This is a genomic window from Streptomyces sp. SID12488 (genome assembly GCF_010548275.1).
Lineage (GTDB): Bacteria > Actinomycetota > Actinomycetes > Streptomycetales > Streptomycetaceae > Streptomyces.
In genome coordinates this window covers 189,065-202,460 of record NZ_JAAGLT010000013.1, presented here as the reverse complement: position 1 = coordinate 202,460, position 13,396 = coordinate 189,065, and the positions used below count along the sequence as shown (strand labels likewise).

The 13,396-nt window shown below is 71.4% G+C and carries 10 protein-coding genes; 4 read left to right on the top strand and 6 right to left on the bottom strand.

Features of this window, described 5'->3' with window-relative positions; all coding sequences use genetic code 11:
- Positions 1–128: 128 nt before the first annotated feature.
- A complete protein-coding gene (locus tag G3I56_RS21455) occupies positions 129–872 on the top strand; it encodes an IclR family transcriptional regulator (protein ID WP_164411338.1) in 744 nt (247 codons plus the stop codon).
- 242 nt (positions 873–1,114) lie between these two features.
- Here the strand turns inward: G3I56_RS21455 and G3I56_RS21450 are convergent, their stop codons facing one another.
- From G3I56_RS21450 to G3I56_RS21440, 3 genes are read right to left on the bottom strand one after another with little or no spacing between them, the layout of a single operon-like run.
- Complete coding sequence (locus G3I56_RS21450) at positions 1,115–2,554, bottom strand: NAD-dependent succinate-semialdehyde dehydrogenase (RefSeq protein WP_164411273.1); 1,440 nt, start codon at positions 2,552–2,554, stop codon at positions 1,115–1,117.
- Positions 2,551–5,436: an FAD-binding and (Fe-S)-binding domain-containing protein gene (locus tag G3I56_RS21445; protein WP_164411271.1), complete on the bottom strand. Its 2,886-nt coding sequence runs from the start codon at positions 5,434–5,436 to the stop codon at positions 2,551–2,553. The genes G3I56_RS21450 and G3I56_RS21445 overlap by 4 nt, the downstream gene beginning before the upstream one ends.
- Positions 5,433–6,701 carry an aminotransferase class III-fold pyridoxal phosphate-dependent enzyme gene (locus tag G3I56_RS21440; RefSeq protein ID WP_164411269.1) on the bottom strand — a complete coding sequence of 423 codons (1,269 nt, stop codon included), beginning with the start codon at positions 6,699–6,701 and terminating at the stop codon, positions 5,433–5,435. The genes G3I56_RS21445 and G3I56_RS21440 overlap by 4 nt, the downstream gene beginning before the upstream one ends.
- 248 nt (positions 6,702–6,949) lie before the next feature.
- Here G3I56_RS21440 and G3I56_RS21435 point away from each other — a divergent pair, with 248 nt between their 5' ends.
- The gene (locus G3I56_RS21435) at positions 6,950–8,575 is read left to right on the top strand and encodes a PucR family transcriptional regulator ligand-binding domain-containing protein (protein ID WP_343240017.1); all 1,626 of its coding nucleotides are present in this window, start codon (positions 6,950–6,952) and stop codon (positions 8,573–8,575) included.
- A gap of 864 nt (positions 8,576–9,439) precedes the next feature.
- Positions 9,440–10,801, top strand: a complete 1,362-nt coding sequence (locus G3I56_RS21430) for an aminopeptidase P family protein (RefSeq protein ID WP_203690372.1) — start codon at positions 9,440–9,442, stop codon at positions 10,799–10,801.
- A gap of 42 nt (positions 10,802–10,843) precedes the next feature.
- Here the strand turns inward: G3I56_RS21430 and G3I56_RS21425 are convergent, their stop codons facing one another.
- Positions 10,844–11,308: a DUF6299 family protein gene (locus tag G3I56_RS21425; protein WP_164411265.1), complete on the bottom strand. Its 465-nt coding sequence runs from the start codon at positions 11,306–11,308 to the stop codon at positions 10,844–10,846.
- A 298-nt stretch (positions 11,309–11,606) separates the two neighbouring features.
- Between G3I56_RS21425 and G3I56_RS21420 the strand changes: the two genes are divergently transcribed.
- The gene (locus tag G3I56_RS21420; RefSeq protein ID WP_164411263.1) at positions 11,607–11,795 is read left to right on the top strand and encodes a DUF5999 family protein; all 189 of its coding nucleotides are present in this window, start codon (positions 11,607–11,609) and stop codon (positions 11,793–11,795) included.
- A gap of 36 nt (positions 11,796–11,831) precedes the next feature.
- On the opposite strand, the gene G3I56_RS21415 is transcribed toward G3I56_RS21420, so the two are convergent.
- Complete coding sequence (locus G3I56_RS21415) at positions 11,832–12,230, bottom strand: RidA family protein (protein ID WP_164411261.1); 399 nt, start codon at positions 12,228–12,230, stop codon at positions 11,832–11,834.
- Complete coding sequence (locus G3I56_RS21410; RefSeq protein WP_164411259.1) at positions 12,227–13,393, bottom strand: acyl-CoA dehydrogenase family protein; 1,167 nt, start codon at positions 13,391–13,393, stop codon at positions 12,227–12,229. The genes G3I56_RS21415 and G3I56_RS21410 overlap by 4 nt, the downstream gene beginning before the upstream one ends.
- Positions 13,394–13,396 lie beyond the last annotated feature (3 nt).

Sequence of the window (13,396 nt, the reverse complement as noted above, 5' to 3'; positions counted from 1 at the left end):
CCCGCGCCCACCGTCATGCCGTATTGTGGAACGCCGTGCTACAAAACGGCATGGAGTCCACGGCTCTGAAAAGGGAGTCAAGAGGTGAGCACGACGAAGCCACGCGACCGACGGGGGCCGGGATGGAAATGAAGAGCGTCATCAGGTCGCTGCGCATCCTCGAAGCGGTCGCCCAGCATCAGCCCGTGACCCTGGGGGAACTGACGAAACTCTTCGGCCTGCCGAAGTCGACGGTGCAGCGCACCCTGGTCACCCTGGCCGAGGCCGGCTGGCTACGCGCCAACCGCAAGGACACCACCCGCTGGGAGATCGGCGCCCGCGTCCTCGCCGTACGACCCGCCGCCCTCCAGGGCTCCAGCCTCTTCGCCGCCGCCCGCGAACCCATGATCCGCCTCCGCGACACCGTCAACGAAACCATCCACCTGTCGGTACCGGACGCGACCGAGTGCATGGTGGTCGTCGACCGCGTGGACTCCGACCACGCCGTGCGGACCTTCCACACCATCGGCGACACCTCACCCCTGCACGCCACCGCCACCGGGCACGCCGTTCTCGCGCATCTGCCGAAGGCCGACATCGACGAGATCGTCACCCGCGGGCTGGAGCGCTACAGCGACTCCACGCCCACGGAGCCCGCCGAACTACGTGCCGAACTTCGGCGAGTCCGCACGCACGGCTACGCCGTCAACCGCAACCAGTACCTGCCAGGCGTCTGCGCCATCGCCGCGCCCGTCCTGGACCACGACGGGAACCCGCTGGCCGCCTTGGCCGTCTCCCTCCCCGACTCCCGCTTCTCTCCTGACCGGCTGCCCGAGCTGGGCCGGCTGGTCGCCGACACCGCGGCGGAGATCACCGCCCGGCGGCTGGGCTGACGGCGAGGCCCAGACCTGCAGGACGCCTCGCCCGGGGCCGCTCGGCGCCGGACGAGGCGTCCGTCCTGCACGTGCGACGGCAACGCCCGTGCTCCGGGACGCCGTGAGTGAATACCGCCCCGGAGCATGGGTGTTGCCTATGAGAGCCCTGGGCCCCCGGGCCCGGTGGCGTGGAGAACCGGGCCCGGGGGCGGCCCCATCACGGTGCGTGATCCGGAGGAGTCGGGGCAGGACCGCCGCCGTCATCGCACGGGCACCGCGACGTACTGGTACTCCAGGAACTCGTCGATCCCGACCCGGCCGCCCTCGCGACCCAGCCCGGACTGCTTGACGCCGCCGAAGGGGGCGGCCGGGTTGGAGACGAGGCCGGTGTTGAGGCCCACCATGCCGACCTCCAGGCGTTCGCTGACCCGCAGGGCGCGGTCCAGGCCCTCGGTGAAGACGTAGCCGACGAGGCCCCAGGGGGTGTCGTTGGCCCGGCGGATCACCTCGTCCTCGTCGTCGAAGGTGAGGATCGCCGCGACCGGGCCGAAGATCTCCGTGTCCATCAGCCGGCTGTCGGAGGCGACGTCCACGAGCACGGTCGGCGGGTAGAAGCAGCCCGGGCCTTCGGGCGTACGGCCGCCGACGAGCACCCGGGCGCCGCGCTCCACGGCGTCGGCCACCAGTTCCTCGACCTTGGCCCGTCCGACCCTGTCGATCAGCGGGCCGACGTCGACGCCGTCCCGGGTGCCGGGGCCCACGACCAGCGCGCCCATGCGCTCGGCCAGGCGCCGCCCGAACTCCTCCGCCACAGAGCTGTGGACGAAGAAGCGGTTGGCGGCGGTGCAGGCCTCGCCCATGTTGCGCATCTTGGCGACCATCGCGCCGTCGACCGCCTTGTCCAGGTCGGCGTCCTCGAACACGATGAACGGCGCGTTCCCGCCCAGCTCCATCGAGGTCCGTACGACCGCGTCCGCGCTCTGGGCGAGAAGCAGCCGTCCGACGTTGGTGGAACCGGTGAAGGAGACCTTGCGAATCCGCCCGCCGCGCAGGAGCGGTTCGCACACCTCCCCCGCACGGGAGGTGGTGACGACGTTGAGCACGCCGTCCGGCAGCCCGGCCTCCTTGAGGATCGCGGCGAGAGCCAGGCTGGAGAGAGGGGTCTGCGGGGCCGGCTTGAGGATCATCGTGCAGCCGGCGGCGATGGCCGGGCCGATCTTGCGGGTGCCCATGGCGAGAGGGAAGTTCCACGGAGTGATCAGCAGACAGGGGCCGACCGGGCGGCGGGAGAGCAGCATGCGGTTGCGGCCGTCGGGCAGGACGCCGTGGCCGCCGTCGATACGCACGGCCTCCTCGGAGAACCAGCGGAAGAACTCGGCTGCGTACGCCGCCTCTCCCCTGGCCTCGGCCAGGGGCTTGCCCATCTCGGCCGTCATCAGGTGGGCCAGCTCGTCGGTGCGCTCGACGACGATCTCGTACGCCCGGCGCAGGATCTCGCTGCGGACCCGGGGGGCCGTACGGGCCCACTGCTCCTGTGCCTGGACGGCCGCCTCCTCTGCGCGCTGGGCGTCCTTGGCGCCGGCGTCGGCGACGTGGGCGAGGATCTCACCGGTCGCGGGGTCGTCGACGGGCATGGTGGCGCCGTCCGCGGCGTCCGCCCAGGCCCCGCCGATGAACAACTGCGTGGGTGTGTCGGTCATGGGGTTCCTCCTGGTTGATCGGCGGTGGGGTCGAGCAGTTCCGCGAGGTGCAGGGCGCGGATGCCCCGGTCACCGGCGAGGTGGTCGATCTGGGTGGCACAGCTGAAACCGTCGGCCACGACGACCGTCGGCGTGTCCTGGTCGATGTCGTCGAGGCGTGGTTTCAGAGCCAGGTCGGCGACGGCCATCGAGGTGTCGTAGTGCTGTGCCTCGAAGCCGAAGTTCCCGGCGAGTCCGCAGCAGCCCTCGGCCTCGTCGACCTTCCGTACGCCGAGGCGGCCGAGCAGGTCGCGGGGTTGGCTGCCCTTGAAGGTGGCGTACTCGTGGCAGTGGGTCTGCAGGACGACCTGGTCCGGCAGCTCCAGCGGGGTCCAGTCCGGCGCGGCCAGGTCGGTCAGGGCGCCGGTGAAGGTGTGGACGCGGGCCGCGACGCGCCGGGCGGCGTCGGTGCCGATCAGTTCGGGCACGTCACGCTTGAGGGCGGCGGCGCAACTGGGTTCCGCCACGATGATGGGCCGGTCGTCGCCGTTGTCGAGGCGGGCGACCGTACGGGCCATGATGCGGCGGGCGGTGGACAGTTGCCCGGTGCTGACCCAGGTCAGGCCGCAGCACAGGCCGTCCTCGGCAGTGCAGGGGATGCCGGCGTCGGCGAGCACGCGGCTCGCGGCGCCCGCCACCTCGGGGCGGAAGGCGCGGGTGAAGCTGTCGACGAAGAGCAGGGCCTTCGCCGGTTCGCGCGTCTTCGCCGCCCGCAGCACATTGCGCAGGGCGCGCCGGGAGGCGAAGGCCGGGATCCGACGCTTCGTGGTCACGCCGCCGAGCCGGGCGAGCAGTTCGCCTACCGGTCCGCGCAGCAGCGCGTTGACCGGGCGGGCGGCCCATCCGGCCAGCGCCGAGGTCAGCGGCAGCCAGCCCAGCGAGTAGTGGGAGCGGGGCCGGATCCTGCCCTTGTAGTGCTGGTGCAGGAACTCCGCCTTGTACGTGGCCATATCGACGCCGACCGGGCAGTCGGAGGAGCACGCCTTGCAGGAGAGGCACAGGTCGAGGGCGTCGCGCACCTCCGTCGAGCGCCAGCCGTACTGGACGAGGTCGCCCCGCACCATCTCCTGGAGCAGCCGGGCCCGGCCCCGGGTGGAGTCGGTCTCCTCCCCGGTGGCGCGGTAGCTGGGGCACATCACGCCGCCCGCGTCGCTGCGGCAGCGGCCTACGCCGACACAGCGGCCCACCGCGCCCGCGAAGCCGTCCTCGTCGTGCGGGAAGGAGAAGAGGCTCTCGACGGGCAGCACATCGGAGGGCGTGTGCAGCGCGAGGTCGGCGTCCAGCCTGGCCGGGGCCACGATGACACCGGGGTTGAGCAGCCCCTCGGGGTCGAAGATCTCCTTGAAGGCGGCGAACGCCTGAATCATCCGGTGGCTGTACATGACCTCCAGCAGCTCACCGCGCGCCCGCCCGTCCCCGTGTTCGCCCGACAGCGAGCCGCCGTGTGAGACCACGAGCGCGGCCGCCTCGCCGAGGAAACGGCGGGTCGCGGCCCGGCCGACGTCCGTGACGAGGTCGAAGTCGATGCGCACATGGACGCAGCCCGCGCCGAAGTGGCCGTACAGCACCCCGGTCAGGCCGTGGGAGGCCAGCAGCTTGCGGAAGTCCCGCAGGTAGGCGGCCAGATCCTCGGGCGCGACGGCCGCGTCCTCCCAGCCCGGCCACGACTCCCCGCCGTCCACCAGGCGGGCGGCGAGCCCGGCGCCGTCCTCGCGGACCCGCCACAGCGAACGACGTTCGGCAGGGCTCTCGACGACCCGGCCGCCGGTCATCCGGCCCTGGGTCTTGAGCACGCCGAGCAGTTCGGCGGCACGGGCGTCGACCGCCGCCTGGTCGTCACCGTCGAGTTCGACGTACAGCCAGGCCCGCCCCTTTGGCAGTCCGGTCACGGAGTCCGGGCCGCGGCGGGCGCGCATGGTGGCGACGATCGCCTCGTCCATGCCCTCCACGGCGGTGGGGTTCCAGCGCAGGATCTCCGGTACGTCCTCGGCGGCGTCCACGACGTCGTCGTAGCCGAGCGTCAGCAGCGTGGAAGCCTGTGCGATCGCCACCAGGCGGACCGTCGCAGCGGTGACGACCGCACAGGAGCCTTCCGTGCCCACCAGAGCGCGGGCCATGTCGAAGCCGTTTTCGGGCAACAGATGCTGCAGCTGGTAGCCGGAGACCTGGCGGGGGACGCGGCCCAGCTCGGTGCGGATCGGCGCCAGGTTGTCACCGATCAGGCGGCGTACGTCCGTTTCGAGGCCGGCGACGCTTTCCGCGTCGGCGGGGTCCACCGGGTGCAGCCCCGTGCGGTCGGCGACGGCCCGTAGTCCGTCGGCCGTCACGATCTCCAGCGCCTCGATGTGGCTGCTGGTCCTTCCGTGCCGCACCGACCGGTTGCCGCAGGCGTCGTTGCCGACCATCCCGCCGAGGGTGCAGCGGCTGTGCGAGGAGGGGTCGGGGCCGAAGGTGAGCCCGTGCGGGGCGGTCGCGCCGCGCAGCGCGTCGAGGATCACCCCGGCTTCGACCCGCGCGGTGCCCGCCACCGGGTCGATGTCCAGGATCCGGTTCATGTACCGGGAGAAGTCCAGGACCACTCCCGGTCCGACCGCGTTGCCGGCCATGCTGGTACCGCCGCCGCGCGCGGTGACGGGGACGCCTGCCTCCCGGCAGGCCCGCACCACCGCGACCACGTCGTCGGCGCTGCGGGGGAACACCACGGCCCTCGGCGGGACCCGGTAGTTGGAGGCGTCGTAGGCGTACGGACCGGTGGAGCCCGGGCCGGTCTCCACCCGCAGGCCGGGAGCGGTCTCGGCGAGCCGCGCGACCAGCGGCTCCAGGGCCGTGGTGGTGTCCGTCATCGCCGTGCCGCCCCCGATGTGCCGACCTCGACCGCGGTCGCCCACGCCTGGAGGCCCTCGTCGACCGCGGTCTCGTCGATGACGAGCGCCGGGATCATCCGCACGACCTGGTTCCAGGCGCCGCACAGCAGCAGGAGCAGGCCCTCGTCGATGGCGGCGCGCTGCACACGGGCGGCGGTCTCGGAGTCGGGGCCACCGTCCTCGGTGACGAACTCGGTGGCCAGCATCAGACCCAGGCCGCGTACGTCGCCGATGCCCGGCGTGCGGTCGGCCACAGCCTCCAGGCCGTGCCGCAGTCGCTTGCCCATCGCGTCGGCGTTCTCGACGAGATTCTCGTCGCGTACGACGTCGAGGGTGGCGACGGCCGCCGCGCAGGCCACCGCGTTGGCACCGTACGTGCCGCCCTGCGAGCCCGGCCATGCCTTGGCCATCAGTTCCTCGGCGGCGGCGATGCCGGACAGCGGGAAGCCGCTGGCCAGGCCCTTGGCGGTGACGAGGATGTCCGGGGTGACGCCGAAGTGGTCGTGTCCCCAGAAGCGGCCGGTGCGGCCCACGCCGGTCTGCACCTCGTCGAGGATGAGGAGGAAGCCATGGCGGTCCGCACGCTCCCGCAGGCCTTCCATGAACGCGCGGGTGGCAGGCACGTAGCCGCCCTCGCCGAGTACCGGCTCGACGATGATCGCAGCCGTGTCGGCGGGCGAGGAGATCGTCTGAAGGATGTAGTCGAGTTCCTTCAGGGCGAAGCGGGTGGCGGTCTCCTCGTCCCAGCCGTAGCGGTAGGCCGACGGAAAGGGGGTGACGACGACGCCGCTCATCAGCGGGGAGAAGCCGGACCGGAAGCGGGTGCCGGACGTCGTCATGGAGGCGGCTGCCACCGTACGGCCGTGGAAGCCGCCGTGGCAGACGATGACGTTGGGGCGGCCGGTGGCCTGGCGGGCCAGCCGCAGCGCGGACTCGACCGCCTCGCTGCCGGAGTTGGAGAAGAACAGGCTGTCCAGACCGGCCGGCAGTACCTCACCCAGCTTCTCGACGAGCTGCCGCAGCGGCTGGTGCATGACGGTCGTGTACTGGCCGTGCACGAGCGTGCCCACCTGCTCCCGCGCCGCCGCCACGACCTTCGGGTGGCAGTGCCCGGTGCTGGTGACGCCGATACCGGCGGTGAAGTCGAGGTAGCGGCGGCCGTCCTCGCCGTAGAGGTGGACGCCCTCGCCCCGGGCTGCCACCACGGGCGTGGCCTGGCGAAGGTGCGGCGACAGTGCGGTCATGTTCGTCTCCCGGCCTCGGTGTGCGATCTGCTGCGGTATCCCGAGCGTCTCCGCGGACCAGGTGTGTGCCAACGTGCGATCTGTCCGGTCGGGCCACGACATCCGGACGTTGTGTCAGCCTCATCGGCGGCATGCCGGGTGCCGATCGCTCACGGACCGCTCTTGCGCAGGTCAGCCACGCTTGTCACAGTGGCCGGACACTCCTGCGTACGGAGCCGTGCTCGAGCAGGGGATCCCATGGAGACACCGTGAACGACACCCACCCGGCCGGCAACGGGCCCCCCGGCGTACTCACCGTCGCCGACGTCCTGGCCCTTCCCGTCCTGGCCGACGGACAACCCCAGGTCGTCACCGGTGTGCCCCACCTGGACCGGCCGGTCGGGTGGGTCCACATCACCGAGCTGACCGACCCCGCGTCCTTCCTCAAGGGCGGCGAACTCGTCCTGACCACCGGCATGCCCCTACCCGACGACGCGGCGGGAGTACAGCGGTACGTCGACGAACTCGCCGACGTCGGTGCGGCGGCCCTGGTCATCGAACTCGTCCGGCGCTACCACCGCCCGCCGGACGCGCTCGTCAACGCCTGCCGCCTCCGTGGCCTCCCCCTCGTCACCCTCGCCAAAGACGTCAACTTCCTGGAGGTCACCCAGGTCGTGCACGCCCTCATCCTCGGTGGCCAGGCAGAGGCGATGCGCCGCACCCAGCGCATCCACGAGATGTTCACCGCACTGACCCTGCGCGGTGCCGGCCCGGAGGAGGTGGTGCGTGCGGCGGCGGAGATGTGCGGCCGCACGGTCGTCCTGGAGAACCTGGTGCACCAGGCACTGATCTGTGAACCGTCCGGCGGCACGGTGGAGGAAGCGCTCACCGGTTGGGAACAGCGCTCCAGAGCCACCGGGGCCAACGACCCCACGGCGGCATACGGCCCGGCGGGCTGGCTCACCGCACCCGTCGAGTACCAGGGCGAGCGCTGGGGCCGTGTGGTCATGCTCCCGGCCCGCACCGACGGCCCCGTCTTCGGGCCGGAGGACATCACTGTGCTGGAGAGGACCGCGATGGCACTGACCGTCGCCCGACTCATTCATTCCACCCCGTGGGAGCGCGCCGCACACCGAAACGCTTTGCGCGACCTGGTCGACCAGCGCCATCGCTCCGCCGGGGACGCCCGCGCCCGCTGCGCCGCACTGGGCCTGCCGACCGCCCGGACCCGGTTCGTCGCGATCCTGGTGGACCTCCGCGCCGGCGGAGGGGGAACCGAGCCCGAGGCCCGCCTCCTCCAGGAGCTCCGGACGGCGGGCATTCCGGGCCTCGTCGGTGAGTTGGCCCCCGACCGCATCGGCATCCTGCTGGCGCTGCGCCCCTCCCAGCTCTGGCGCCCCATCGTCGAACGACTGTGCAGAACCGCATTGAGCCTGGCCCCGCAAGCAGTGGTGAGCGTCGGCTCGGAGATCACGGAACTCTCCGACACCGCCCGCTCGTTCCGCGAGGCGGCCCGCGTCGCCGAGGCCACCCCGCCCGGCCAGCCCCTCCCCCCGGACCGGTCCTTCCACGAGCTGTGCGACATCGGCCTGCCCCGCCTGCTGTACGCCCTCCGCGAGGACACCCGGATCCAGGAGTACGCCGAACAACAACTCGGGCGACTCATCGATCACGACACCCAGCACGGCACCGACCTGCTGACGACCCTGCGCCACTACCTCGACGCGGCCGGCAACAAGACCACCGCCGCACGCCGGGGCGCCCTCTCCCGCGAAACCATGTACCAACGCCTGCGCAGCATCGAGCGTCTCCTCGACCGCGACCTGGAGTCCGGCGCACAGCGCACCGAACTCCACGCGGCTCTCACGGCACTCGACGTACTGCGAGCCCAGTGAAGCGGAGCTGAAGTCCAAGCTCACCGCAACATCGCCACCCATATGGACGCCCCACGAACATGGATTACGAGTCCCGTCCGAGTCCGAGGCGAGCATGGGCTGCTCCCGGAGGAGAACGGCGGCCGGCTTGTAGTGATGGAAACGTGTGACGATCTTCCGCTTCCTGAGCACCGCCTCGATCTGCCGGACTACCGAGGGTCCTTGGCGTTGAACTCCAAGATGGGTGAGCTGGTCGTTGTCCCGCAGACGCTGGACGGCCCCGACGTCCTTGGTGCTGGAGTCGACGAGGACGGCGACGTTCAGCTTGTTGGCGCCCAGGAGGGTCACAAAGGTGGCAGCTTTCCGGAGCCCCCAATGGGCGTCTTGACCCAGCGCGGGTCAAGCCCGGTGGAGCCGTTCGCCTCGGCGACGTCCGTGAGGACATCGAGGTGGACCAGGTCGCTCGGACCTTCGAGCAGCAGGGTGCGCTCACCGGGGAGCCGGCCGGAGGCCCCACACAAAGATCACCGCTGCGCCTCTCGATAAGCGCAGGTCAGCGCCACTCTCATTTCCAATGTCCCAAAATCGCAGTAGTACGATGTTCCTCGAACTGATAGTGCGCAGGTCAGAGGCCTTGTCAACTCTCATTTTCAGCGGCGGCCCTCACCGCCGACGACCGACGCCGGCGTCGCCGCCCGCCCGCCGCCGACCGACCTGACCTCAAGACTAAGAAGGTGCCGACAGGTGTCCAGGGAATCCACGGAGACCACTCAGACCACCCGGATCGCCGAGACCACCAAGGCCGAAGCGCCCGTCGAGACCGCCGAGACCAAGGACCGCAAGAACCGTCTCTACCCGTCCGTCTCCCCCCAGCTGGCCGAGCTGATGACGACGGGGTGGGCCGACACCGAGCTCCAGGACCTGCGCCCGATCGAGCAGGCGCCCTACGCCGCCGAGCGCCGCGCCGCCCTCTCCGCCCGGTTCCCCGGCGAGCGCCTGATCGTCCCGGCCGGCAACCTCAAGGTCCGCGCCAACGACACGCACTACCCGTTCCGCCCGTCCACCGAGTACGTCCACCTCACGGGCGACCAGACCGAGGACGCGCTCCTCGTCCTCGAACCCCGGGCGGACGGCGAAGGCCATGACGCCGTCGCCTACCTCCTCCCCCGCTCCGACCGGGAGAGCGGCGAGTTCTGGCAGGGCGCGGCCAAGGGCGAGCTGTGGGTCGGCCGCCGTCACTCCCTCGCAGAGGCCGAAGAGCTCCTCGGCCTGCCCTGCCGTGACGTCCGCGAAGCCGCCGACGAGCTGCGCGCGGCCCCCGCCGTCCCCACCCGGATCGTGCGCGGCTACGACGCCGGGCTGGAAGCCGCCGTGCCGACGGACGAGGACCGTGACACCGAGCTGAAGTCGGTCCTGTCCGACCTGCGCCTGGTGAAGGACGACTGGGAGATCGGCGAGATGCGCAAGGCGGTCGACTCGACCGTGCGCGGATTCGTGGATGTCGTGAAGGAGTTGGCGACCGCTGTCGCCACGTCGGAGCGCTGGATCGAGGGAACCTTCTTCCGCCGCGCCCGACTTGAGGGCAACGACATCGGCTACGGCTCGATCTGCGCCGCCGGTGAGCACGCCACGATCATGCACTGGCAGCGCAACGACGGCGAAGTCCGCCCGGGCGAACTGCTGTTGCTCGACGCGGGCGTGGAGACCAACTCCCTCTACACCGCCGACGTCACCCGCACCCTCCCCATCAGCGGCACCTTCACCCCGCTCCAGCGCAAGATCTACGACGCGGTGTACGAGGCGCAGGAAGCCGGCATCCGGACGGTCAAGCCCGGAGCCGCCTACCGGGACTTCCACGTCGCCGCCCAGCGGTACCTGGCCGAGAGGCTCGTCGAGTGGGGCCTCCTGGAGGGCGACCCGGAGGACGTGTACGAGCTGGCCCTCCAGCGCCGCTTCACCATGGCCGGCACCGGTCACATGCTCGGCCTGGACGTGCACGACTGTGCCAAGTCGCGTACCGAGCTGTACGTCGACGGCACCCTCGAACCCGGCATGGTCCTCACGGTCGAGCCGGGCCTGTACTTCCAGCCGGACGACCTGACCGTGCCGGCCGAGTACCGGGGCATCGGGGTCCGTATCGAGGACGACATCCTGGTGACGGCGGACGGTCACGAGAACCTGTCGGCCGGGCTGCCCCGTACGTCCGACGAGGTCGAGGCGTGGATGCGGGGGCTGACCGGCGAGTAGCACCGGCCGGCCCCCGTGGGCCCATCGGGCCGGGCGCGCGGATCAGACCTGCGTGAGGACGACCTCCTGGACCTGCTCCGAGTGGACGGTGGGCAGCGGGATGAAGCCCGAGCGGCGGAACTCCACCAGGCTGGTCTTCACCCGCACCGGGCCGGGCTCGTGGGCGCCCGGCTCGGTGGCCTTCGTGTTCGACCACTGGTGCCAGGAGCCGTCACAGCTGGCGGGGATGCTGTCCATGCCGTACCAGACGTTCTCGCCGCGCTCGATCGAGGCCGCGACGCGGACGGAGTCGCCGGTGTTGAGGCAGCGGTAGCTGCCGGAGAGCGTGAGCTCGCCGTCGGACGTGATGCTGCCGGATTCGACCGTCACCTGGTCGAAGCCCTCGTCCGCGGCCAGGGCCGCCGTCGCGGCCGGGGCCACGGTCAGCAGCACGGCGCCGGCGACGACGGCCGCGGCACGGGAGAGGTACGAGAAGGCCGGGAATGACGGCGCGAAGGACAGTGACATGGGGAAACCTCCTTGGGGGGAGTCCACAGGTACTGGTCCCACGCGCCCGCGCGCGTGATCATCACCCCTTCGTCGGCGAGTCGCACACTCCGACTGCCACGCTTTTCGGATCATTTCCGAATGTCAGGGTGGTGTCACAGCACGTCCGCGTGGTGTCACGCTTCCCCGACACGACTTGGCGTCGGGCCCCCGGCACGGGCATCGTCAGAAGTGGCAAGGAACCATCGAACCATCGAGTCACAGCATCACGCATCACCGCATCGCACCCGAGCACCAGCATCCGATCCGGAGGCACACCATGTGTTCACACCAGCCCCCGTGCCCCTCGGCCGACCGCCCCGACCGCGACGCCGCGCACATCGTCGCCTTCCACCCCGAGCAGGGCTGGAACCTCCTGTGCAACGGTGCGATCGTCTTCGACGACACCGGCGAGCTGCTGCCCGACGGCAGCGTGATCACCCCGCACCGTCTGACGGCCGCGGCCTGACCGACCCGGGAAACAGGGCCCCGGCTCACCGGCTCGCTACGGCAGCACCGCGAAGCCGTCGAGTTCGACCAGGGCCCGTTCGTCCCAGAGCCGGACGATCCCGACGATCGCCATCGCCGGGTAGTCGCGTCCCGCCAACCTCTTCCAGATATGGCCGAGTTGATGGGCCTGGGCGCGGTATTCGGCGACGTCCGTGGCGTACACGGTGACCCGGGCCAGGTCGGCGGGCGTACCGCCGGCCGCGTGCAGTGCGGCGAGCAGGTTCCCGAGGGCCCGTTCGAACTGCTCGGGCAGGGTGTCCCCCACGATCTTCCCGTCGGCGTCGAGCGCGGTCTGCCCCGCGAGGAACACCAGCCGGGAGCCGGTGGCGACGACGGCGTGCGAGAAGCCTGCGGGCGGCGAGAGGCCGACCGGATTGACGCGCTCGACACTCATCCGGCACCCGCCCCTTCGTCCAAACCCTTCACGCCTTTCACGCCCTTCACGCCCTTGTACAACTCCTTCGCGATGACCGTCCGTTGGACTTCGCTCGCCCCCTCGTAGATACGCGGTGCCCGCACCTCCCGGTAGAGGTGTTCGAGGAGATGGCCGCGCCGCAGTGCCCGCGCGCCGTGCAGTTGGACAGCCGCGTCGACGACGTACTGCGCGGTCTCGGTGGCCAGCAGTTTCGCCATCGCGGCGCGCCCCGGGACTCCTTGGGCGCCTTCGTCGTACGCCGCCGCTGCCGCGTAGACCATCAGCCGGGCCGCCTCCGTGCGCAGGGCCATCTCGGCGACCTGGTGGGCGACGGCCTGGAGGTCCTTCAACTTGCCGCCGAACGCGTCCCGTTGGGCAGTGTGGGCCAGGGTCGCGTCGAGGGCCGCCTGGGCCATGCCGACCGCGAAGGCGCCGACGCTCGGCCGGAACAGGTTCAACGTGCCCATGGCAACCCGGAATCCGTGGTCGGGTTCGCCGATGACGTCGTCGGCGGTCACCGGCACGGCGTCGAGGGCGAGGGCGCCGATGGGGTGCGGGGAGAGCATGTCGAGGGTGCTGCCCGTGAGGCCGGGCCGGTCGGCGGGAAGGAGGAATGCCGTGACTCCACGGGCCCCCGCCCCCGCTGTCGTACGGGCGAAGACGGTGTAGAAGTCGGCCTCGGGGGCGTTGGAGATCCAGCACTTCTCGCCGGTGAGGCGCCAGCCGGAGGGGCCGTCGGGGGCGGCCGTGAGTGACAGGGCCGCCGCGTCGGAGCCCGCGCCCGGCTCGCTCAGCGCGAACGCGGCCACCGCGCTGCCCTCGCTCACCCGGGGCAGCCAGCGCTCACGCTGGGCCGGGGTGCCGTGGGCGTGGACCGGGTGGGCGCCGAGGCCCTGGAGGGCGAGCGCGGTCTCCGCCTCGGTGCAGGCGTGGGCGAGGGACTCCCGCATCAGGCACAGGTCGAGCGCGCCGGAGGTGAACAGGCGGGAGAGCAAGCCCAGTTGGCCGAGTTCGGCGACGAGGGGACGGTTGACGCGACCCGGTTCACCCTTCTCGGCGAGCGGGCGCAGCCGGTCGGCGGCCAGCGCGCGCAGCTCGGCACACCAGGCGGCCTGGGCCGGTTCGAGCGAGAATGCGGGCATCGC